General features: G+C 32.3%; 17 protein-coding genes. 10 read left to right on the top strand and 7 right to left on the bottom strand.

Annotated features, from left to right (window positions below; genetic code table 11):
• The first annotated feature begins 56 nt into the window (after positions 1 to 56).
• The 5 genes from J1D01_RS09470 to rlmB all read left to right on the top strand — a co-directional run bounded on the left by J1D01_RS09470 (position 57) and on the right by rlmB (position 6,889).
• Positions 57 to 3,287, top strand: coding sequence for a SusC/RagA family TonB-linked outer membrane protein (locus tag J1D01_RS09470; RefSeq protein WP_421150655.1), 3,231 nt, complete (start codon positions 57 to 59; stop codon positions 3,285 to 3,287).
• An 11-nt stretch (positions 3,288 to 3,298) separates the two neighbouring features.
• Entirely contained in the window at positions 3,299 to 4,756 is a 1,458-nt protein-coding gene (locus J1D01_RS09465; protein WP_421150654.1) for a SusD/RagB family nutrient-binding outer membrane lipoprotein, read from the top strand.
• Positions 4,757 to 4,770: 14 nt separating this feature from the next.
• The gene (locus tag J1D01_RS09460; protein ID WP_421150653.1) at positions 4,771 to 5,508 is read left to right on the top strand and encodes a BT_2262 family domain-containing protein; all 738 of its coding nucleotides are present in this window, start codon (positions 4,771 to 4,773) and stop codon (positions 5,506 to 5,508) included.
• An 82-nt stretch (positions 5,509 to 5,590) separates the two neighbouring features.
• Positions 5,591 to 6,088, top strand: a complete 498-nt coding sequence (locus tag J1D01_RS09455; protein ID WP_421150652.1) for a lipid-binding protein — start codon at positions 5,591 to 5,593, stop codon at positions 6,086 to 6,088.
• A gap of 66 nt (positions 6,089 to 6,154) precedes the next feature.
• The gene (gene rlmB, locus J1D01_RS09450) at positions 6,155 to 6,889 is read left to right on the top strand and encodes a 23S rRNA (guanosine(2251)-2'-O)-methyltransferase RlmB (protein ID WP_421150651.1); all 735 of its coding nucleotides are present in this window, start codon (positions 6,155 to 6,157) and stop codon (positions 6,887 to 6,889) included.
• A 15-nt stretch (positions 6,890 to 6,904) separates the two neighbouring features.
• Here the strand turns inward: rlmB and J1D01_RS09445 are convergent, their stop codons facing one another.
• Entirely contained in the window at positions 6,905 to 7,627 is a 723-nt protein-coding gene (locus tag J1D01_RS09445; protein WP_421150650.1) for a rhomboid family intramembrane serine protease, read from the bottom strand.
• A 183-nt stretch (positions 7,628 to 7,810) separates the two neighbouring features.
• Here J1D01_RS09445 and J1D01_RS09440 point away from each other — a divergent pair, with 183 nt between their 5' ends.
• Positions 7,811 to 9,085: a replication-associated recombination protein A gene (locus J1D01_RS09440; RefSeq protein WP_421150649.1), complete on the top strand. Its 1,275-nt coding sequence runs from the start codon at positions 7,811 to 7,813 to the stop codon at positions 9,083 to 9,085.
• Between the two features lie 101 nt (positions 9,086 to 9,186).
• On the opposite strand, the gene J1D01_RS09435 is transcribed toward J1D01_RS09440, so the two are convergent.
• The 4 genes from J1D01_RS09435 to radC form a co-directional block, all read right to left on the bottom strand.
• Positions 9,187 to 10,047 (bottom strand): hypothetical protein, encoded by an 861-nt coding sequence (locus J1D01_RS09435; RefSeq protein WP_372935006.1) that lies wholly within the window; start codon positions 10,045 to 10,047, stop codon positions 9,187 to 9,189.
• A 46-nt stretch (positions 10,048 to 10,093) separates the two neighbouring features.
• On the bottom strand, positions 10,094 to 10,783 hold the full coding sequence (locus J1D01_RS09430; RefSeq protein WP_372935008.1) for a YjjG family noncanonical pyrimidine nucleotidase: 690 nt from the start codon (positions 10,781 to 10,783) through the stop codon (positions 10,094 to 10,096).
• On the bottom strand, positions 10,773 to 12,074 hold the full coding sequence (locus J1D01_RS09425; RefSeq protein WP_372935010.1) for a polysaccharide deacetylase family protein: 1,302 nt from the start codon (positions 12,072 to 12,074) through the stop codon (positions 10,773 to 10,775). Before J1D01_RS09425 ends, J1D01_RS09430 begins: the two co-directional genes overlap by 11 nt.
• A 75-nt stretch (positions 12,075 to 12,149) precedes the next feature.
• Positions 12,150 to 12,848 (bottom strand): RadC family protein, encoded by a 699-nt coding sequence (gene radC / locus J1D01_RS09420; RefSeq protein WP_421150648.1) that lies wholly within the window; start codon positions 12,846 to 12,848, stop codon positions 12,150 to 12,152.
• A 53-nt stretch (positions 12,849 to 12,901) separates the two neighbouring features.
• Between radC and J1D01_RS09415 the strand changes: the two genes are divergently transcribed.
• The 3 genes from J1D01_RS09415 (at position 12,902) to J1D01_RS09405 (ending at position 14,695) form a co-directional block, all read left to right on the top strand.
• Positions 12,902 to 13,354 carry a DUF1569 domain-containing protein gene (locus tag J1D01_RS09415; protein ID WP_372935014.1) on the top strand — a complete coding sequence of 151 codons (453 nt, stop codon included), beginning with the start codon at positions 12,902 to 12,904 and terminating at the stop codon, positions 13,352 to 13,354.
• 83 nt (positions 13,355 to 13,437) lie between these two features.
• Positions 13,438 to 14,325: a dienelactone hydrolase family protein gene (locus J1D01_RS09410; protein ID WP_421150647.1), complete on the top strand. Its 888-nt coding sequence runs from the start codon at positions 13,438 to 13,440 to the stop codon at positions 14,323 to 14,325.
• Position 14,326: 1 nt separating this feature from the next.
• Entirely contained in the window at positions 14,327 to 14,695 is a 369-nt protein-coding gene (locus tag J1D01_RS09405) for a DUF2200 domain-containing protein (protein ID WP_076698064.1), read from the top strand.
• A gap of 6 nt (positions 14,696 to 14,701) precedes the next feature.
• Here J1D01_RS09405 and J1D01_RS09400 read toward each other — a convergent pair whose 3' ends face one another.
• Positions 14,702 to 16,057, bottom strand: a complete 1,356-nt coding sequence (locus J1D01_RS09400) for a UDP-N-acetylmuramate--L-alanine ligase (protein WP_421150646.1) — start codon at positions 16,055 to 16,057, stop codon at positions 14,702 to 14,704.
• Positions 16,058 to 16,141: 84 nt separating this feature from the next.
• The gene (locus J1D01_RS09395; protein ID WP_372935020.1) at positions 16,142 to 16,879 is read right to left on the bottom strand and encodes a tetratricopeptide repeat protein; all 738 of its coding nucleotides are present in this window, start codon (positions 16,877 to 16,879) and stop codon (positions 16,142 to 16,144) included.
• A 135-nt stretch (positions 16,880 to 17,014) separates the two neighbouring features.
• Here J1D01_RS09395 and J1D01_RS09390 point away from each other — a divergent pair, with 135 nt between their 5' ends.
• Entirely contained in the window at positions 17,015 to 23,260 is a 6,246-nt protein-coding gene (locus J1D01_RS09390) for an MG2 domain-containing protein (protein WP_421150645.1), read from the top strand.
• Positions 23,261 to 23,263: the final 3 nt, after the last annotated feature.

Genomic DNA, 23,263 nt, shown 5'->3' with positions numbered 1-23,263 from the left:
GTTTTATTAACTTTTTATTATGATTTTTGACGTTGACTAATTCAAATAATTATAAAATGAAAACAAAGTTTAGTGGAATTCTAACGCTAATACTAGCGTTTGTTGTGCATATATCATTTGCACAAGAAAAGACAATTTCAGGTACAATTTCAGATGATTCTGGATTACCGTTACCTGGAGCTACTGTTTTAGTAAAAGGTACCACCTCTGGTACATCATCTGATTTTGATGGTAAATATTCAATAAAAGCAAGTGCAGGAGACGTTCTTGTATTTAGTTTTGTTGGATATACAACTAGCGAAGTCACTGTTGGCTCTTCCAGCACAATTAATGTTACTATGAAAGAGGACGCAACATCTCTTGAAGAAGTTGTGATTACCGCATTAGGAAGTTCAGCAAGAAATGCTAGAGAGGTAGTTTATGCAAATCAAACATTAAAATCTGAGGACTTACTCACTACTCCTAGCAAAAATGCTTTAGAGGCTTTAAGAGGTAAAACTGCCGGAGTAAAACTATCAACTGGTTCTGGTTCTGTAGGAGCTTCTACTAGGATAGTATTAAGAGGGGAAGGTTCTCTAACTGGTAATAACAATGCCTTAATTGTTGTAGATGGAGTTGCTATAGACAATTCAGCTACACGAGGTGGTGAGGGTGTTTCTACAACTGGATACTCAGATTTTGGAAACAGGTTTAATGACCTCAATCCTGAAGATATAGAATCTATTACAATTCTTAAAGGTCCTTCAGCTACATCGCTTTATGGATCTCGTGGTGCTTCTGGTGTTGTTTTAATCACTACAAAAACTGGTAAGTCTGGTAAAATGAAAGTTAACTATACCGGCTCTACATCAATGCAAAATGCTATTGTACTCTTACAACGTCAAAATAAATTTGGACAAGGTTATGATAACGCTCATTTAGACTCTGGTGAAAACTGGTCTTGGGGACCTGCTTTTGACGGAGTAGTTAGACCTTGGACAAGTCCTATTGATTCAGATGGTGATGGCTCTTTAGAGGCTTTAACAAGACCTTACAGTGCCGTCAAAAATCAACTTAAAGATTTCTTTAATACAGGTTATACTAATAATCACAATATTAGCATATCAGGATCAAAAGAAGATTATACTTATTTTGTTTCTTTTGGTAATACTGACCAAACAGGTATTCTAGACAACACTTATTATAAAAGAAACAACTTAACCTTTAATTCTTCTGCAAAATTAAGTGATAGATTAAAGTCAGACTTTAAAGTAAGTTATGCTAATGTAAGACAAAACACAGCTCAAGAAGGTTCTCGTGCTTTTGAAGGGAACAATGCCTATGCAATGGCTGTCCAATCTCCTGTTAATATACCGTTTACCGAACTTAGAGATTATACAAGTCCTTTTCATGACATAGACGGTTATTGGGGATCATATTCTTCTGTTAACCCTTATTACATTTTAAATGAATACGGTAATGAAGCTAATATTGACAACTTTCTTGCAAATGCTTCTTTAACCTATGACTTCTTAAATGGTTTATCTGTAACTGGTCGTTTTGGTGGTAACCTTGTAAACACACAAACAGATGTATGGACTCCAGCTTTCACTCCAGCTACTCAACTAGTTTGGACTGATGACTTAGGAATTACACAACGTACTTCAAAACATAGTTCATTAGGTGATTATACTAATTATGATAGTAGAACATTAAATTTAGATGCAACTGTTTTAGCAAACTATAACAAGGAGCTTAGTGAAGATTTCAAATTAACTGCTTCAGGAGGGTTTAATTTCTTCCAAAGAGAGTTCAAATCTTTAACAGGTAGTACTGTAGGAGGTTTAGTTGTTGATGGAGTTTATAACTTATCAAATAGTGTTCAAACGCCTACTTCAAGTATGTATAGAAGTAAGTATAGAATATATGGTGTTTTAGGTAATGCAACTTTAGGTTATAAGAATGCAGCATTCCTAGAGCTATCTGCTAGAAATGACTGGTCTTCAACTTTACCTGCAGAAAATAATTCTTTCTTATATGGAGCCGTTGGTACTTCTGTAGTCTTTACAGACCTTTTTAATATTAAAAATGATATATTAAACTATGGTAAAATAAGAGGTAGTTACGGTACATCAGGTAAAGATGCTAGTATTTACTTATTAAATTCTTATTTTGTTGGTAACCCATCTATTGTAGATTTAGGTGATTACGCATTATTCTTCCCTAAAGATGGTGTGCCTGGTTTTACTATTGGTAATACTATTGGAAACCCAGGACTTAAACCAGAATTAACTACAACTTATGAAGTAGGTGCAGATCTTGGTTTCTTTAATGATAAAGTAAACGTTGCCTATACTTACTATCACTCAATTCATGATGATCAAATTGTTACCATTAACTTACCAAGATCTACAGGTTACACTAACACCGTTAGTAACATTGGTAGAATGGAAAATAAAGGTCATGAAGTTACTTTAACCTTAAAACCTCTAAGCGGTGTAGTTGAAGGTCTAGATCTTGAATTGTTCGGAACTTATTCTACTAATGATAATAAAGTTGTTAAAATCACGGATGAACAAGATGAATTAACTGTAGGAAGCTTTGGATTTGGCGGATCAACAACAATTTCTCTTGTTGCTAAAGAAGGCTTACCTTATGGTACTTTTAAAGGTAATGATTTCAAATACAATGATGATGGTCAAGTTATTGTTGATGCTAACACTGGTTACCCTGTTTACCCTGATGATGATGTTTATTTAGGTTCTTACCAACCAGATTATTTATTAAGTTTTGGAGCTAATGCTAACTACAAAGGGTTTGGTTTGAAAGTATTGTTTGATATGAAAGAAGGTGGTTTATTTGCATCACAAACCAAATACAACACTAATTTTAATGGTACTAATGTTAATACAACCATATACGACAGACAACCTTTCATCTTTCCTAATTCTGTAATAGACAATGGTGATGGAACATATTCAGAGAATACGATTCAAATCACTGAACAAAATTATTTTACAGACTATGATCCTCCTGTTTCTACAATGTTAGTCGATGCAAGTTATGTAAAATTAAGAGAGGTAGAATTAAGTTATACTGTACCTAGCAAATTCTTAGAAAAAGTTTTTATTTCTAGTGCTAGATTAGCGCTTTTTGGCCAAAACCTTTGGTATTGGTTACCTAGTGACAACAAATACGCAGATCCTGAAGTAAACGGTCCTGCTCTAACAGGTAATGCACAAGGTATTGAGACTACCCAAACACCTTCATCTAGAAGTTTAGGACTTAATTTACAATTGTCATTCTAAAAAAATATATTATGAAAAATAATTTTAAAATAATTTTTATTCTATTTTTAACTCTTGGCTTTTCATGTTCTGATAGCTTAGAAGAAGTTAATATAGACCCTAACACTTTCCCTTCAGCAGGTGATGCGCAAGTATTGAGCTCATCAATTGGCTTTTTGGGTTATATTGTTGATACCGATTTAAACTATAGCGATTCTTTTTTATGGAGCCAGTATTACACTTGGGGTATTGGTGTTTCTATAGGTAATGCAGAACGTTTTGTTCAAACTGCAACTGACCATAATGGTTATTGGCAACGTGCCTATGCTAATTCTCTTGCAGATTTAGATTATATTGATAAATATAGTAGTTCATCAGCGTATAAAGGAATTTCTAAAGTATTAAAAGCTTACATTTTTCAAGGCTTAGTAGATCATTTTGGTGATATTCCTTTCACAGAAGCTCTTTCTGGTGCTATAGAAGATGGTTCTATCTTATCTCCTAGTTATGATTCTGCAGAAACTGTTATATATCCTGCTTTAGTTACCATGCTAGATGAAGCGTTAGCTGAATTAGACTTAGCAAGTAGTGAAGATGTTGGAGATGATGACTTTATTTATGAAGGAAATATTACTAATTGGATTAAGTTTGCAAATTCATTAAAATTACGTGTATTAATGAGAACTTCTGAAGTTAGTTCTCAGTCGTCAGCTATCCAATCATTAATTTCTAGTGGTTCTTTTATAGAAACAATTGATGATATCCCTGCAATTCCTTATTCTGGCGCTTCTGGAGATCAAAACCCTATGTATGCTAGAGCTGAATATGGTGTAGGTATGTTCTATTTTGCAAGTAACGCTACTTTAAATGTATTACAAGACTTAAATGACCCAAGAGATGAAGTCTTTTATACCTTAGCTACTTCTGGAGATTTTGAAGGTAATTTACGTGGTATTGATCAAGGAACTATTGATGATGAGCCTTTTACTGCTGATGCTAGCGAATACAGTTTATCTTCTACATATGCTTACGGAGAAGCTAACTCTGTACTTTTAATGAGTCCTTGGGAAGTTTGGTTCTTAAGAGCAGAGGCAGCAGCAAGATATGGAACTAGTGATGACGAAACTACAGCTTTTGAAAATGCTGTTGGTTTAAACTTTACTTATATGGGATTAGATGGAACATCTTATATCACTTCACTAGGCTATTCTAGCTCAGACCCATTAGATGACAGATTAAATACAATAGGTGTTCAAAAATGGATATCATTAAATGGCACACAAGAAGACGAAGGTTGGATTGAAGCTCGCCGTTTTGATAGACCTGGTAACAGAATATTTACAGATGGCATCTGGCAAACACCTCCATTATCAGTATTATCTGCTGGAGAATTTCCTTCTTCATGGCTTTATCCTGAAACAGAAAGAAGTTTAAACCCAAATGCACCAGCACAAAGATCAATTACTGATAACATATTTTGGGATAACTAATAAAAAAAATGATTATGAAAAATTTTAAATTATTAATATATACATTTTCAATCTTAGGATTGACTTTGACCAGTTGTGATCCAAGTGTGGAAGCAACTGGAGCCAATGATTCGTCTAGTGTAACTTATTTACCTTTAATTACACTTACAGGCGACACATCTATAGAACTTGATTGTGACGCAACTTCTTATACAGATCCGGGTGCTGAAGCTTCTGCTGGCGGACAAGAAATAGAATTATTTACCGATATAAGTGGAACTTATTATGGAAGTAGTACCATAGATGGTCCAGATGTATACAGTGTTTCTTACTCAGCCTTTAACGAAGATGATATTCCTGCTACTGCATTTAGAGAAGTGCTTTGGCCTCCATGTACTGGAGATTTTGTAACTAGTATCGCAGGGACTTACACTTGCTCTATGACTAGAACACCAGGATATTCAACTGAAGACATAGGTCCTATTTTTATTAAAGACTTAGGTAACGGTGTTTATGGAATATCAGACGCTATTGGTGGATGGTATGAGCATGAATATGGGTATGGCCCTGATTATGCTGCAACAGGCATGACAGTGACTGCAAATGATATCGCAGCAAATGATTTTACTTATACCGATGTAGTTGAAGTGGGAGCTTTTGAAGGTGCTTTAAGCATGACCTCTTTTTCAGTAGACCCTGCAGCTAAAACCATTACTTTTTCGGTTTCATGGGATGTTGGCTATGTTTGGGACATTACTTTAACCCAAATATAGTTATCAAAAAGTTATTATTTTAAACATTGTTAAAAAAATAGAAAATATGAAATATAACATAATATTAAAAAAAATCAGCTTTTTGATTTTAGCATTGGCCTTTTCTACATCATTTGTAGGTTGTGAACAAGAAGAGTCTGTAGCTGATGATAGTGGATTATTAGTTCAAGATATGATGGGTGGATGGTATGTTAAATTGCTATACAATGGAGAAGACGTCTATGAGTTAGGTTATTACCTTCTCGATATTTACAATACTTCTACTAATACAAATGAAATATGGATTGATGATCATGAATTATGGCCAACTAAAGTAAAGTGTCCTGCTGATCCTGAATCATTAACTTTTGCTGGAAGTGGTTTAGTTAGTCAATATTCTTATGTAAACAGTGCAGGAAACACTATAATTCCTGTATTAGACATTACAAATGGTAAAATCATAAAGAATGGCACTACAGCTCCTGGAACAGGAACAACAACAGATTCAATTTATTTTGAAGTTGAGTTTTCAAATGATCCAGGTACTGTATATACAATAGAAGGATATAAAAGCACTTCTAAAGTTGAGGATATACCTTAATAATTAGCTTTTAATAATTTAAAAAAGCTGCCTTAATTAAGGCAGCTTTTTTTATACCTTTACCCCATGCAAAATCAAACACAAATATTTGGTATTAGAGCTGTCATAGAAGCTGTTAATGCAGGTGAAACTATAGACAAGGTTTTTCTTCAAAAAGGTTTAAGAGGTGAGTTATTTACCGAATTAGAAACGCTTTTAAGAAAACAAAGTATTAATACTTCGTATGTACCTGTTGAAAAACTTAACCGCTTAACTAAAAAGAATCATCAAGGAGCTGTTGCTCAAATATCGCCAATAGCGTTTTATGATATTGAAGAATTGGTTATAAATGTGGTAGAATCTGGAAAAACGCCTTTATTTTTATTACTTGACCAATTGAGTGATGTTAGAAATTTTGGTGCTATTATTAGAACCGCAGAATGTACTGGTGTTGATGGCATTATTATTCAGAAAAAAGGTGGCGCACCCGTAAATGGAGATACAATTAAAACTAGTGCCGGAGCAGTATTTAAAATTCCAATTTGTAAAGTAGATCATATAAAAGATGCTGTGTTTTATATGCAAGCCTCTGGAATAAAAGTTATTGCTGCTACTGAGAAAACAGACAATACACTATACGATGTATCATTTAAAGAACCTTGTGCCATTATTATGGGGTCTGAAGATAGAGGCATTAACCCTTCTACACTAAAAGTTGTTGATGATAAAGCTAAACTTCCTCTGCTTGGTGATATTGAATCTTTAAATGTTTCTGTAGCTTGTGGTGCCTTTTTATATGAAGTTGTAAGACAAAGGCTGTAGTTTAACTATTGTAAACTAGTTGTCTTTTTCTTTATAAGTATAGTTTATAATTGGGTTTCCTTTTTCTTCGTCTTCATCTATATTTTCTATAAAGTTACCATCTTCATCAAAATGTTTTAAAAATGGGTCGTCGTCTTCATTATAATGTTCTTCTTCCCAATCAAATTTTTTGGGTTTAGCGATTTTCTTTTTAAAGAATAAGGCAAAAAGAAAACCTGTTATTAAACCCGATAAATGTCCTTCCCAAGAAATATTTTCTTCAATAGGAACTACATACCAAATCATACTACCATAAAGAAATACAACTAATAGAGATAAAGCTATAAGCCTATAATGTTTAGCAAATACTCCTTTAAAAAAGGTAAAACTAACTAATACATATATTAATCCGCTAGCACCAATGTGGTAAGAAGGTCTACCAATACACCAAGTTAAAAATCCTGAAACAATTATTCCTAAAACAAAGACTTTCCAAGCTATATGGCGGTAAAAATAAAAGAGTGCCATAGTTAGCACAAATAACGGTACTGTATTATGATATAAATGTTCTATACTACCGTGAATAAACGGACTAAGAAAAACACCTCTTAGCCCTTTAAAAGTTAAAGGGTAAATACCGTATTCTTTAAAATTTACATTGAAACGCACCTCAAAAGAAAGCACAGACCAAATTATTAGTACAAAAAAAATCGGATACACAATAACGCCTGTTGTAAATTTGAAATGTTGATGTTTCATAGAACTAAAGATAACAAATAACAATCCAAAATTGGTATTGGTGATAAATTGGCAGGTAAGTGCGTGAGGGATTGTAGCAAGTTACCGTGTAACGCGGAAAGCCCGACCTTTTTTGTGCTTAGACTTTTGAAAAGCGCAAAAAAGGGCACGCCCAAAACCAAAAAATAAACTAAATTTACGGTTATGAATGAGCCTTTAGCAGAACGATTAAGACCAAAAACTTTAGAGGACTACGTTAGCCAAACGCATTTAGTTGGGGCAAACGGAGCGTTAACACAAAGTATAAAACAAGGTTTAATTCCTTCTATGATTTTATGGGGACCACCCGGAACTGGAAAAACAACCTTAGCCAACATTATTGCTACAGAATCTGGCAGACCTTTTTATACATTAAGTGCCATAAATTCTGGTGTAAAAGATGTTAGAGATGTTATTGAAAAGGCTAAACAAAGCGGCGGACTATTTACAACTAAAAACCCCATTTTGTTTATTGATGAAATTCATAGGTTTAGTAAATCTCAACAAGATTCTTTATTACAAGCCGTTGAAAAGGGTTGGGTTACTTTAATTGGTGCTACTACAGAGAATCCTAGTTTTGAGGTTATTTCTGCACTTTTATCGCGTTGCCAAGTGTATATTTTAAATGCTTTTGATAAAACCGATTTAGAAACGCTTTTACAGCGTGCTATAGAAAAAGATGAGTTTCTATCTAAAAAAAATATAACTTTAAAAGAAACCAATGCGCTTTTAAAACTTTCTGGTGGAGATGGTAGAAAATTACTCAATATTTTTGAGCTTATTGTTAATTCTCAAGAAAATGACGTAGTTATTACCGATGAGATGGTGCTAGAAAAAGTGCAAAATAATACGGTTAGATATGATAAAACTGGAGAGCAACATTATGATATTATTTCGGCATTTATAAAATCTATTCGCGGTAGCGACCCTAATGGTGCGGTATATTGGTTAGCGCGTATGATTGAAGGTGGTGAAGACCTAAAATTTATAGCCCGTAGGTTATTAATTGCTGCCAGCGAAGATATTGGTAATGCTAACCCAACAGCTTTGGTAATTGCCAACAACACGTTTCAGGCAGTATCAACCATTGGATACCCCGAATCTAGAATTATACTTAGCCAATGTGCCACTTATTTGGCTTGTTCACCAAAAAGTAATGCGGCGTATGCTGCCATTAATTTAGCCCAACAAAAAGTGCGAGAAACTGGAGATTTAAGTGTGCCTCTAGATATTAGAAACGCACCTACCAAACTAATGAAAGAACTTGGTTATGGCGATAATTATAAATATGCACACAACTATGAAAACAATTTTGCTAACCAAGAATTTTTACCAGACGAGATTAAAAATACCACGTTTTATGAACCCGGTAATAACGCTAGAGAAAAAGCTCATAGAGATTTTTTAAAACAACGTTGGAAAGACAAGTACAATTACTAAATTATTAGGGCGTTACCACAAGGGTCGGGCTTTCACTAGTCGCTCTCAACTAGGTTGAGGAGCTCCAACAAACTGTTCAATCCCTAACGCATAAAAAGTCGTTAAAACTTTATATTAAGTGCTTCTTGTTTTAATTGGCTGCCTAAATAATATTCTATTACCCAATTATTACCTTTTTTAAAAATAATGGCACTTTTACCTTCTACCAAAAACACATTATCTAACCCGGTGTTTTTCATTCTATAAACTACTTTAGGTGAGCTATCAACTAATTGAAATCCGTTAGCAATTGCTTGAGCATATAAAACACCTGTAGCTGCAACGTCTTCTTTTACTTGTGGCTTAACTTCATTAATTTTTTGGTTTGTTGTTATTGTAGTTGTTGGGGGTATAGTTTCTTTTGCTTTCTCTTTTTTAAGGTTTTCTATTTCTGCTTTTAATTCTTCAATTTCTTTAGACACCTTATTATCTGCTACTGGTTGTTGAGATACATTTCCACCTGTGGTTATTGTAGTTATATTTTCATTAGGTTTATATGAATAATTCATTGTTTCAAAAGGCTTAAAAGCATTTCTTAATGCTTCTTGATATGCTTTATTATATTCTTTTTCTCTACTTTCGCCTGTTGGAGATGTATAAACAACACGGTCATTACAATCTTTAAGCTCAACTTGTAATTTAGTTTTAAACATACCTTTATCTTTTAAAACATCAGATCGTAATGCAAGACATCTATTTCTTGTTAAATCATCTGGGTACTCCTCTCCTTCTATAATAGGATTAAAACCATATTTTTTGAATAAAAATTCGGCTAAGGAATTCATTTGGTATTGATCTTTTTCTCTTAAAAAGTCAAATTTATTAGGTACAATTACGTATTTATATTCATTTAAATTAGTTTGAGAATATACTGATGATATTATAAAACATGTTATAATTATTGAGATAAACTTAGCTTTCATTATAAATTAATTATGGTTAAACTATAAAAGTAAAGATACTGCTTTACTATAAATATTTTTTTAGTTGAATTAAATTATTAATTTTTTTAATACCATTGGTAGCAACCGTGTTTTTTACATCAAAAAATATAACATCCATTCCTATATTCTTAGCACCTAGTATGTCGGCTTCATAACTATCTCCTATCATAATACTATTTTCAACTTTAGTTTCGGCTTTATTGAGTGCGTAATTAAATATTTTGGGGTTTGGTTTTTTAACTCCAACCATTTCTGAGTTTGTTACTGTTTTAAAGTATTTATTAATATTAGACCTAATTAGTTTTTTTTGCTGAACCTCTTCAAAACCATTGGTAATTATATGGAGTATGTAATTTGTGGTTAAATAATTTAATACTTCTAACGTATTCTCAAACAAATAATTGTAAGTAGTTAAATAGGTGATATAATCATCTGATAATTTATAGATTATGTCTTTGTTTACTTTTTTCCCAAGTGCTAAAAAAGCATCATTCAACCTACCAAAACGCAACGATTCTTTATCAATTTTTTCTTCTCTATAAAGTTTCCAATAGTTTAAATTAATGGGTTCATAATACTGTAGGAAATCTTTAATTTCAACATCAATTTTATTAAGATTAAAAATTTTAGCAAAAGTTAAAGCAGAATTTTTATCAAAATCCCAAAGGGTATGGTCTAAATCAAAAAAAACATCTGTAATTCCACTAACTTTCATTGGCCGATTCTAAAATTAAATTAAACAATTCTTTGTATCCTTTCCATTGGTCTATATCTGTAAATGTGTAATTATGAAATACAGGTACAAATTCGCCATTTACTTGTTTAACTTCATTTATAATTTCTTTTAAAACTTTCTTTTTATCTAATAAAGATTTGTTGTTTAATAATGCATAGTCTAAAAGGTGATAAGGGTAAATCATTAATGGTGTTTGTACTTCGTAATCTAAATCATAAAACAAAAAAGGTGTACAAGAGCCTGCTCTAAAACCAATATAATTAACATACCCCATAGTGTAATCTTCTTTAATTTCTAAATCGATTAAATTTCTATAAGATTCTGGTAAATTTAATCTTGAAAAAGACTGCCTTGATGCTTGCAAAGGTGTGTTTAAAATATCTTCCATTCTATTTTTTTCTTTTTTAAGAATGGTAACATCATCAATAGCAAAATAAGACACTTTTAAACCCACATTACAATAATCTGCAACGTGTTTAATGAGTGATATAAAACTTTTTTTACTGGCATTAATACCCTTATCATAAGTAGAATAGTCTCCTATTAAAAAGAAAAACAAGAACTTATTCTTACATAATTTTTGCCGGTTTATAATGTATTTAAACGTATCATATGGGTCATGCTTAAACCCAAGAAGCACCGCGTACCTTAGATATAAACTCCTTAATCTAAATTTAAACAAATCTTTTACAGTACCTCCAATAGTACGTATAATGCCTTTTAATTTGTAATTATAAGCACTTGGCACATCTATAATGGGTCTTACACTATAAGTTCTTGTGGGAAATTTAAAATCTGGAAATTGATTTTGTAATGCTTCTTTAAATTTATATGCCCATATATCAACTACTGGTTGGTGTAAAAAGCCATATTTATACCCTAAACTTTCTGTGGCTGTAAACCGCCCAAACTCATCTTTTACATGGGGTAAATATTCTTCATATCTAGATAATAGATAAAAAGATGCTGCAAAAATATCAAACGGAATAGCCCCTTTTTCACCTATAAAGAAAAAACATTTAGTGCTACCCCAATCTTGAACATTAACTTCAACATCTGATAAGCCTTGTTCAAACATAATATCATGACTTCTTACAAAAAACTCATTACCTAATTGCTGTTTGGTGTAAGACATTTTTAAGCTATCATGAGCAATAAGCTTTTCTATAGCTGTAGTAAAACTTACCTCTATACCTAAAATTCTAGTGCAAATATGTTTAAAAACGTATTTAACTCTGGGGGTTATTTTATGTGTATAAACTAGAAGCATATTTTCAGCAAGCAGTTTTCAGTAGCAGTAAACAGTTTAAATTGTTCTTTCAAAATTCATTTATTCTCAATTAAATTATACCCCCCCTTCATCTGCAAAACTAAAATAGGCTTTTTCGGTTATAATTAAATGATCTAACACTTTTATATCTAAACTTTCTGCAGCATTTTTTAACTTGGTAGTAATTTGTTTATCTGCCTCACTAGGTTTTAATGTACCTGAAGGATGATTATGAGCTAAAACTAATGAAGTTGCTCCTACTTCTAAAGCACTTTTAAGCACTAAACGCACATCAACTAAAGTACCTGTTATACCTCCTTTACTTAATTGATTTTTTTGAATTACTTTATTAGAGTTATTTAAATAAATAATCCAAAATTCTTCATGTTGTAACTCTCCAATAATGGGTTGCATAAGTTCAAACACAGATAAACTAGAGGTAATTTTCTTTTTTTCTAAAGCCTCTTCTCCTCTACGGCGCCTTCCTAACTCTAACGCTGCAGCAATGGTTATGGCTTTGGCTTCTCCTATTCCTTTAAATGCCATTAACTGTTTTATAGAAAGCTTCCCTAGTTCACTTAAGTTATTATCTACACTTGCTAAAATACGCTTACACAAAGCTACTGCGCTTTCTTCTCTATTGCCAGAGCCTATTAAAATGGCTACTAATTCGGCATCACTTAAAGCAGCTTTCCCTTTGTAGAGAAGTTTTTCTCTGGGTTGATCATCTTGCGACCAATTTTTTATTGAAAAGGACGTACTTTTTTCTATCATTTGCTAAAGATAATTATTGTAAATTTCAAGTGCAATATAAATTCTTATATCTAATGAAATCATTATTTGAACCAGAAGCCCATAAAGAAATTTTAAACCGACTAAAAAAACTAAAAGTTACCACTAAACCACAATGGGGTTCTATGAATGCCAGTAAAATGGTAAAACATTGCCACGGTCCCATTGAGGTTGCTATGGGTAAAACAGAACTCAATGCTAATTTAGGTTTTATGAAAAAGTTAGTTTTTAAACTTTTTAAATCTAGTCTTTATAATGATAAGCCTTGGAAACAAGGCATACCTACAGCTCCAGAATATGTTGTTAGAGATAACCCTAATTTTAAAGTTGAAAAAGAACAATTAATAACCCTAATTAATGAATTTCACAGTTTAAAAAACAAAACAGATTGGATAGATCACCCTCTTTTTGGCAAACTAACCACAGAACAATGGGGACAAGCACAGTATAAACATTTAGACCATCACTTAAAACAGTTTGGAGTATAATATATTATTGAAAATCAACTTCTTTTTTTAACTTTATAAACCACAAAACTTTAATATACATTGAATTACAAAAAACATCAATCATGAAACCACTTAAAAAAGAAGATATAAAACAAGAAGTATTTGACCTCTATGATGATTATGCTCACAATAAAATAGACCGCCGTCAGTTTATTGAAAAACTATCTCTTTACGCTATTGGAGGCATTACAGTAACCTCTTTATTAAGTTTTATAACTCCCAACTATTTAGAAAATCTTGTTGTACAACCCAATGATGAACGCATTGATTCAAAATATATTACTTACCAATCTCCCAAAGGAGGAGGTACAATAAAAGGTTTATTATCTAAACCAGACAACACTACTACTAAATTACCTGGTGTTGTAGTGGTGCATGAAAACCGTGGCTTAAACCCTTATATTGAAGATGTGGGCAGACGTACAGCTATTGAAGGTTTTATAAGCTTAGCTCCAGATGCCCTTTCTCCTTTAGGTGGTTACCCTGGTAACGATGATAAAGGCAGAACCATGCAACGCCAAAGAGACAGAAATGAAATGTTAGAAGATTTTATTGCTGCATATAACTTTTTAAAAAATCATAAAGATTGTAATGGTAATATTGGTGTTGTTGGATTTTGTTTTGGTGGATGGATATCAAATATGATGGCTGTTAAAATACCAACTTTAAAAGCAGCAGTGCCTTTTTACGGAGGACAACCATCGGCTGAAGATGCTGCAAAAATAAAAGCACCACTATTATTACAATTTGCAGAATTAGACAAACGCGTTAATGCCGGTTGGCCAGCTTATGAAAAAGCATTAAAAGAAAATAATGTAGAATATACGGCTCATTTTTATCCGGATGTAAACCACGGATTCCATAACAATAGTACACCTAGATACGACAAAAAAGCAGCTACCTTAGCATGGGAACGTACTATAGCGTTTTTTAATAAAAATTTAAAATAATATGAAAACTACCCCAGAACATAATGCCCGAGTTGCAAACATGACATTTGCATCTGTATATCCTCATTATGTAACAAAAGTTGAAAAAAAAGGCAGAACTAAAGAAGAATTACTTGAAGTAATAGAATGGCTCACAGGTTTTGACAATAACGAAATAAAAGCTCTTATTGATGAAAAAGTAACGTTTGAAACCTTTTTTTCTAGAGCCACTATAAACCCTAACGCTCATTTAATAAAAGGGGTTATTTGCGGTTACAGAATTGAAGAAATAGACAATGAGTTAACTAAAAAAGCAAGATATTTAGATAAATTAATTGACGAACTAGCTAGAGGTAGAAAAATGGAAAAGATTTTAAGGAAAGCCAACTAATATGAACTATTTAATCAGCGTTTTAACCTCATCAAAATCTAATCCGCCATAATTACCAGAACTCATTAATAACAGCGCTTTATTATTGAAATCTTGTGCAAACAAAAAGTCTTTAAAATCATCTGGGTTGGTGTAAATAATTAAATCGTCTCGCTCAAAAGCATTAGAAATTTGTTCATGTGTAACTTCTTCTAGCTTTTTAATTTCCACGGCATGTGGTGAATAAAACACCACAGCAACATCGGCAGCATCTAAAGCGCCTTTGTATTCTTTTAAAAATTCTGCATTTAAACTGCTATAAGTGTGCAATTCTAAACAGGCTACTAAAGCTCTGTTTTGATATTGTTCTTTTACTGCTTTGGTAGTGGCCTCTACTTTACTTGGTGAATGCGCAAAATCTTTATATGCTACACTATTATTACTTTCGGTGATTTTTTCTAAACGCTTGCTAGCTCCTTTAAAAGTGGCAATAGCTTCATAAAACTCATCTTCTTGAATGCCCATGTGTTGGCAAATCCATTTAGCCCCTGCTAAATTATTAAGGTTGTGCTTTCCAAATATTTCAATTGGTAATGGTCCTTCTGGAGTTTCTAACAAAGTTTCACCGTTTTCAACTGTATATTTTGGTGTGAAATATGGTATTTTTCTAATAGTGTTTTCGCTTGCTTCAACTACACGCTTAACCTCAGCATCTTCTTCATTGTAGTTAATACTTCCTCCTTTTACAATAGAATCTACAAATATGCTAAACTGTTCTACATAATTTTCGTAGGTTGGAAACACGTTAATGTGATCCCATGCAATACCGCTTAAAAGCGCAATGTTGGGTTTGTATAAATGAAATTTTGGACGTCTATCAATAGGAGAGCTTAAATATTCATCACCTTCTAAAACAATAAAATCGTTTTCTTCGGTTAGTTTTACCATCACATCAAAGCCTTCTAACTGGGCTCCAACCATATAATCTACATCTCTATCATGATAATGCATAACATGTAATATCATAGATGTGATAGTGGTTTTACCATGACTTCCACCAATAACTACACGGGTTTTATGTTTACTTTGTTCATACAAAAACTCTGGATAACTATAGATTTTTAAACCTAATTCTTGCGCCTTTAAAAGCTCTGGATTATCGGCTTTGGCGTGCATACCTAAAACAACGGCGTCTAAATCTTGGGTGATTTTTTCTGGAAACCATCCAAAAGTATTAGGCAATAATCCTTTAGCCTCTAATCTAGATTTTGAAGGTTCAAAAATAGTATCATCGCTACCAGTAACCTTGTATCCTTTATTATGTAATGCTAATGCTAAATTGTGCATAGCAGCTCCCCCTATAGCTATAAAATGTACGTTCATAAACTAAATTTGTAGATTGTAAAGATACTGATTGATAAATTTTTCTTTAAAGAGAAAATAGAATTTATTTTAATTATTTCAATGTTAATAATTGTTAGCCTTAATTGCTTCTATTTGTAACAACAAATCTTCTTTTTTGTGTTTTTTATATGCTTCATTAAGATTAGAAATAGCCTTTTCTGGAAGATTTTGTGCTAAATAAAATTTAGTTAACTTATCATAACACACTAAAGAACCGCCTTTATTTACAGCCATTTTATAATACTTCTCTGCTTGTTTTGGTTCTTTGTCACTTTCAAAAATATAACCTTTAGAAAGGTAGCCATCTACTTCAGAGAGTGCTTCTAACTCATTTGCATAGTGTAGCGCCTTACTTTTACTACCTCCTATAATTCCTGGTAATTTCATATATAACTCTACCAAAGCCCAACGCGTGTCTATATGGTTACTATCTAATTCTGCGGCTTTTAAAAAAGCGGCTTTTACATCATCTATTATTGTTAAGGCTTTAAACTTATTTACAGATAGAGCTTTCATACCCAAAACACCGCCATATTTATAGTGAAAGTTTGCATTTTTAGGTTGTGCCTCTACTAACTTTTTATATTCTATAATGGCTTCATCCCATTTTTTTTGATGCCCATAAACATCTCCTAATAACTCAACTGCTTGTAAATTATCAGTATTAGCATTAACATAATTTTTAAGTATTTGTTCTGCTTCATCATACTGTTTTTCTTTAATTAGCTCTTTAACTTTTTCAAAATTAAGCTGACTAAAGGCTACAAAAGGCATTAACATTATTAAGAGAAATTTATTCATATATTAAAGTTAAGCAATACAAGTTTCTTTAAAAATAAGTAACTTCACTCAACCATAAAAGCAATTTACTCATTAACTGTTTTTTGGTATAGCTTTTGAAAGTACCTTAGATGTAAATTTTACAACACTAATCTAATGAAAAACGCATTACTCTTTTTAATGATTGTATTATTTTCTAATCTTATATCTGCTCAAAATGATAATTACGAAAGATTTTGGAAGCAAGTAGAACATTTTGAAATGGAGGGCTTACCTAAATCTGCTTTAAAAGTTGTTGAAAATATTTCGGTAAAAGCTAAAGAAGATAACAACCATCCTCAACTAATAAAAACGCTTATTTTTAAAAGTAAATTCGCCTTAATTTTAGAAGAAGATGCGCAGTTAAAAATTATAAACGACTTTAAAACTGAAATTAAAAACAATGAATTTCCTGCTAAAAATATTTTAGAAAACTTACTTGCAAACCTGTATTGGCAATACTTTAACCAAAATAGATGGAAGTTTTATAACCGCACAAAAACATCTGAAAAAGTAGACAAAGTAGATTTTAGAACTTGGGATTTACAAACCTTGTTCAATGAAATACATGTGCATTATCAAAACTCGTTACAAAATGCATTGATGCTGCAACTAGAGCCTTTAGAAAAATATGATGTTATATTAAATACTCAAAAAGACTCAAAACTATTTAGGCCCACACTGTTTGATTTTTTATGTCATAACGCCTTAGAATTTTATAAAACTAATGAAACTCACATTACTAAACCTGCTTACAAATTTGAAATTAATGCCCCTCATTTTTTAAGTGATGCATCATTCTTTTCAAAATTAAAAATTGAATCAAAAGACTCTACTTCGTTACAACTATATGCTTTAAAAATTTACCAAGACTTAATTCAATTTCATTTAAAAAAAGAATCGCCAAAACCATTAGTTAGTGTTAATATAGAACGCTTAAAATTTGTTCATCAGCACGCTACATTTCAAAATAAAGAAGCGTTATTTCTCAAAACTTTAGAAGCTGCAATTAAATCATGGAAGCATCATGAAGTTTCAGCATTATACAACTTTGAAATTGCCCAAATTTACTACCAACAAAGCACAAAGTACAACTTAAAAACCAATAAAGAATACCGTTGGAAAGCTAAAGAAGCTATTACTATTTGCAATAAAGTAATGACTCAATTTCCAGAAAGCACAGGTGCTATAAAATGTAAAGTTTTAAAGCATCAAATTGAACAGGAATCTTTAAATATTACCACAGAAGCATTTTTACCTATTCAAAAACATGCTAGAATTTTAGTGCGCTACAAAAACTTAGATTCGTTAAAACTTATTGCTTATAAATTAAGTGAAAGACAATTTGAGAAATTCAGCAAAATTTACAAACAAAACGAAAAATGGGAGTTCTTAAATAAATTAAAAGCCTCTAAAACATGGGAAAGCAAACTTAAAAATGAGTCTGATTATCAAACACACACTACCGAGGTTTTAGTACCCAAACTAAATAATGGTAGATATGTAGTAGTTGCTTTTAGTAAAGAAAACACGCCTACATCTTACGCTTATACTACGCTTCAAGTAACTAATATAGCCTTAGTTGACACTGAAACTAACGGCCATCAAATCTTTCAAATAATTAATAGAAATAATGGTGCTCCTATTCAAAATGCCCGTATAGAACTAACTTTCAACACTAGAAATTCTAACTATAGACAAACCGAAAATTACACAACCAATAACTTTGGCCAAATAAAAATTGAAAAAGACAACAATTACTATCGCAACATAACACTTAAGGTAAACAAAGGTAACGAAACCGCTTATTTTGGTAATTACTGGATGGGAACGTACCAAAAACCAGACAAAGAAGAAACACAATACAAAGCCTTTGTTTTTACAGACAGAAACATTTACAGACCTGGACAAACCGTTTACTTTAAAGCCATTGCTATGAAAACTAAAAAAGGAAAATCCGTGGTTTTGGCCAATGAACCTGTGTACGCTGTATTGTACAATACAAATGATGAAGAAATTAAAGAACTAGAATTTAAAACCAATGAATTTGGCTCTGTTAGCGGTGAATTTATACTACCTAATAATGGATTAAACGGGCAATACTATATTGAATTTGATGGAGATGAAGAAGACTTATTTACAGAACACTATCTCTCTGTTGAAGAATACAAACGTCCTAAATTTGAAACCAAATTTGAACCTATAAAAGAAACCTTCAAAGTAAATGATTCTATAACCATAAAAGGCAACGCAATAGCTTATTCTGGTAGCAAAATAACTAATGCCAAAGTAGTTTACAGAGTACACCGTAAAGTGCAATATCCACGTTGGTATTATTGGTACAGTCCCTATTTTAATAGCGAGCCCCAAGAAATTACACATGGTGAAAGCACCACAAATGATAACGGTGAATTTAACATAACCTTTAAAGCTCTCCCTGATAATAGTGTAGATAAATCTAGCTTACCCATTTTTAAATATGAAGTTACTGCAGACGTAACCGATGTAAATGGTGAAACCCGAAGTACTACAACCACAGTAAACGTGGGTTACCATGCTTTAACCGCAAACATAACTATTAATGAAACCCTAGATAAAACAAAAAAAGATCATAGTCTTAGTATTGATACCAAAAACTTAAATGGTGAATTTGTGCCTGCAACGGGTACCATAAAAATCTATAAACTAAAAGCTCCTAATACCGTTTTAAGGTCTAGACCTTGGGACGCACCAGATTATCAAGAGTTTTCAGAAGAAGCTTTTGAAAACCTATTTCCGCATGACGCCTACATCAATGAACACAACCCTGAAAATTGGAAAAAAGGCACATTAGTTTTTGATAAAGGTTTTGATACCAAAAACTCTAAAACATTAAAACTTGGTAAAATTAAAAAATGGAAATCAGGCAAATATTTAGTCATTTTAGAAAGTAAAGACAAGTTTGGACAAACCGTTAAAGACCAAACAAAAATAACCCTTTACAGTGATGACGATAAAACTTTGGCAGACAACCAACTGTTTAGTATTACAACAAATAAATCAACATATAATGAAGGTGATACAGCTTATTTAACCATGGCCTCAGCTGCTAAAAACTTAAACGTAACCATTTCTATTGAAAAGAATAAAAAAATTATTCAAACTGAAATCATTCAACTAAACCAAAACAAAAGAGTTATTAGTATTCCTGTTACTAAAAATGACATTGGCGGCTTTATGGTACATTACAGTTTTGCCGCTTTTAATAGTTTTCAATCGGGTTATCAAGCCATCATGGTGCCTTATCCTAAAACCGATTTAAACATTGAAACCAATACGTTTAGAGACCGTTTACAACCAGGAACTGAAGAAACCTGGAGCTTTAATATCACAGGATCAAAAGGTGATAAAGTAAGTACCGAATTACTAGCAAGTATGTATGATGCCTCTCTAGACCAGTTTAAACCCCACACATGGAATTTTAATCCTATAAACAATCCACTTTATTATTCTACCGTTAGAAGTAATGCTAACCAAAGTTTTGGGAATAAAAATTTTAGAGTTTACAACAAAAAAAGGTATCAATTAAGCTACCCTCAACAGTATTTTGATAAGTTAAATTGGTTTGGGTTTTATTTTGGAAATCAGAGACGTTATGAAGTAACCAAAGCATTGAGCGGTAGAGTTAGTGGTGTTCAAATTGTTGAGAATGCAATAGAATTAGAAGAAGACAGTTCTAATCTAGATGAAGTAGTGGTAGTTGGTTATGGCACTCAAAAAAAAGAGTCTTTATCTGCAGCGGTTTCTAGTGTTCAAATTCGCGGTGTTAACAGCACCTCATCTAATAACAAACCATTGTACATAATTGATGGTAAAATTGTTGAAGGCGATTTAGACATACCTGCAAGTGAAATACAAACTATGAAAGTCTTAAAAGACGCCTCTGCTACTGCCATATACGGCTCTAAAGGCGCTAATGGCGTTGTAATAATCACCACAAAAAAAGGATTGAATGCCTTAACACAAGTACAAGTTAGAAAAAACCTAAAAGAAACAGCCTTCTTCTTTCCGCATTTAAAAACTGATGAAAAAGGCAATGTTAGTTTTAGTTTTACAACACCAGAGGCTTTAACCCAATGGAAACTTCAGTTATTAGCTCACACTAAAACTTTAGAAAGTGCTACAAAAACATTAACAACAATAACTCAAAAAGAATTAATGGTAATACCCAATGCGCCTCGATTTTTACGTGAAGGCGACCAAATTACCATAAGTACCAAAATTGCAAACTTAACAGATAAACAACTTTCTGGACAAGCGCTTTTAGTTTTAACTAATGCTATTTCTGGAAGTAGTATTGACACAAAATTAGGTAATGCGGCAAACAACAAACCATTCACTGTTGATGCCAATGGAAATACCCAAGTATCATGGCGTTTATCAATACCAGATGATGTGCAGGCTGTTCAATATAAAGTAATTGCAAAAACCGAAGCCTTTAGTGATGGGGAACAAAATGCTTTACCTGTTTTAAGCAATCGTATGTTGGTTACAGAAACTTTGCCCATGTGGATTAAAAGTGATGAAACTAGAACATTTACTTTAGACAAGTTGAAAAACAACACATCAACAACATTAAAACATCATAAGTTAACTTTAGAGATGACTTCAAACCCTGCTTGGTATGCCATTCAAGCACTCCCCTATTTAATGGAATATCCGTATCAATGTAATGAACAAACTTTTAGCAGGTATTATGCCAATGCATTAGCAAGTCATGTTGTAAATTCTAACCCAAGAATTCAAGAAGTTTTCAATCAGTGGAAAAACACCAATGCTCTTATTTCTAATTTAGAAAAAAATGAAGAGCTAAAATCTATCTTAATTCAAGAAACCCCTTGGTTACGCGATGCACAAAGTGAAACCGAGCAGAAAAAACGCATTGCTTTATTATTCGATTTAAACAAAATGAATAACGAATTACAATTGGCTTTAAATAAACTCGAAAATAATCAAATGGCTTCTGGCGCATGGGCTTGGTTTAAAGGTGGATATGAAAACAGGTGGATTACCCAACACATCATTACTGGTTTTGGGCATCTTCAAAAACTAAATGTTATTAAATATGACAGCAAAGAATCTCAAATGATTAAAAGAGCTATTAAATATTTAGACACTCAATTTATCAAAGAATATAAAGATTTAACCAAGTATAATAAAGATGTAGATTTAAATAAAGACCATTTAAGCTATACACAACTACATTATTTGTATATGCGCAGCTTTTTTCCAGAGATTAAAAAGACTAAAGAAGTTGAAGAAATTAGCAAGTATTACCAAACGCAAATTCAAAAATATTGGTTAAAACGTTCGCTTTATGCCAAAGGACTTATGGTTTTAGTTTTACATAGAATGAATGACCAAAAAACAACTTCGAAAATTTTAAAATCGTTAAAAGAAACCAGTATCACTAATGAAGAATTAGGCATGTACTGGAAAGAAAACACCAACTCTTGGTATTGGTATCAGGCTCCTATAGAAACTCAAGCGTTAATAATTGAAGCTTTTTCAGAAGCAGGAACTATCATTCAAAGCGAAACAAAAAATTTAGAAATTATAGACAACCTGAAAATTTGGTTACTTAAAAACAAACAAACAAACCGTTGGAAAACCACCAAAGCAACTACCGAAGCTGTATATGCTTTACTACTTCAAGGTAGTGATTGGATTAGTGTAACAGAAATGGTTGATGTTGTTTTAGGCGATAAAAAAATAGATCCTTTAAAATTAGAAGATGTTAACGTTGAAGCAGGAACTGGCTATTTTAAAACCTCTTGGAATGCTTCTGAAATTAACTCCAATATGAGCGAAGTTAAACTCACCAAAAAAGGCAATGGTATTGCTTGGGGTGGTTTATTTTGGCAATATTTTGAAGACTTAGATAAAATTACTTCTGCCGAAACTTCATTAAAACTCAATAAAAAATTGTTCCTAAAAAAGAATACTGCTACTGGTGAAGAAATTACAGAAATAAACCCAACAACTCATTTAGAAGTTGGCGATTTAGTGAGAGTAAGAATTGAACTAAGAAGTGATAGACCAATGGAATTTGTTCATATGAAAGATATGAGAGCTTCTGGTTTAGAACCCGTAAACGTAATTTCTAAATACAAATGGCAAGATGGTTTGGGTTATTATGAAAGCACCAAAGATGCTAGCACCAATTTCTTTTTTGATTATTTACCAAAAGGCGTTTTTGTTTTTGAATATGATTTAAGGGTAAATAATGCGGGTAACATGAGTAATGGTATTACCAGCATTCAAAGTATGTACGCACCAGAGTTCAATAGCCATAGTAAAGGCGTTAGATTACATGTAAACTAAATT

It is taken from the genome of Seonamhaeicola sp. NFXS20, from assembly GCF_049132085.1.
GTDB lineage: Bacteria > Bacteroidota > Bacteroidia > Flavobacteriales > Flavobacteriaceae > Seonamhaeicola.
The sequence above is the reverse complement of the archived record's forward strand: the minus strand, read 5'-3'. Positions and strand labels throughout refer to the sequence as shown.

What these genes read in the sequence shown, in the direction of transcription:
- J1D01_RS09470 (WP_421150655.1), top strand. Translation starts at nt 57, where the DNA reads ATGAAAACAAAGTTTAGTGGAATTCTAACGCTAATACTAGCGTTTGTT.
- J1D01_RS09465 (WP_421150654.1), top strand. Translation starts at nt 3,299, where the DNA reads ATGAAAAATAATTTTAAAATAATTTTTATTCTATTTTTAACTCTTGGC.
- J1D01_RS09460 (WP_421150653.1), top strand. Translation starts at nt 4,771, where the DNA reads ATGAAAAATTTTAAATTATTAATATATACATTTTCAATCTTAGGATTG.
- rlmB (WP_421150651.1), top strand. Translation starts at nt 6,155, where the DNA reads ATGCAAAATCAAACACAAATATTTGGTATTAGAGCTGTCATAGAAGCT.
- J1D01_RS09445 (WP_421150650.1), bottom strand. Translation starts at nt 7,627, where the DNA reads ATGAAACATCAACATTTCAAATTTACAACAGGCGTTATTGTGTATCCG.
- J1D01_RS09440 (WP_421150649.1), top strand. Translation starts at nt 7,811, where the DNA reads ATGAATGAGCCTTTAGCAGAACGATTAAGACCAAAAACTTTAGAGGAC.
- J1D01_RS09435 (WP_372935006.1), bottom strand. Translation starts at nt 10,047, where the DNA reads ATGAAAGCTAAGTTTATCTCAATAATTATAACATGTTTTATAATATCA.
- J1D01_RS09430 (WP_372935008.1), bottom strand. Translation starts at nt 10,783, where the DNA reads ATGAAAGTTAGTGGAATTACAGATGTTTTTTTTGATTTAGACCATACC.
- J1D01_RS09425 (WP_372935010.1), bottom strand. Translation starts at nt 12,074, where the DNA reads ATGCTTCTAGTTTATACACATAAAATAACCCCCAGAGTTAAATACGTT.
- radC (WP_421150648.1), bottom strand. Translation starts at nt 12,848, where the DNA reads ATGATAGAAAAAAGTACGTCCTTTTCAATAAAAAATTGGTCGCAAGAT.
- J1D01_RS09415 (WP_372935014.1), top strand. Translation starts at nt 12,902, where the DNA reads ATGAAATCATTATTTGAACCAGAAGCCCATAAAGAAATTTTAAACCGA.
- J1D01_RS09410 (WP_421150647.1), top strand. Translation starts at nt 13,438, where the DNA reads ATGAAACCACTTAAAAAAGAAGATATAAAACAAGAAGTATTTGACCTC.
- J1D01_RS09405 (WP_076698064.1), top strand. Translation starts at nt 14,327, where the DNA reads ATGAAAACTACCCCAGAACATAATGCCCGAGTTGCAAACATGACATTT.
- J1D01_RS09400 (WP_421150646.1), bottom strand. Translation starts at nt 16,057, where the DNA reads ATGAACGTACATTTTATAGCTATAGGGGGAGCTGCTATGCACAATTTA.
- J1D01_RS09395 (WP_372935020.1), bottom strand. Translation starts at nt 16,879, where the DNA reads ATGAATAAATTTCTCTTAATAATGTTAATGCCTTTTGTAGCCTTTAGT.
- J1D01_RS09390 (WP_421150645.1), top strand. Translation starts at nt 17,015, where the DNA reads ATGAAAAACGCATTACTCTTTTTAATGATTGTATTATTTTCTAATCTT.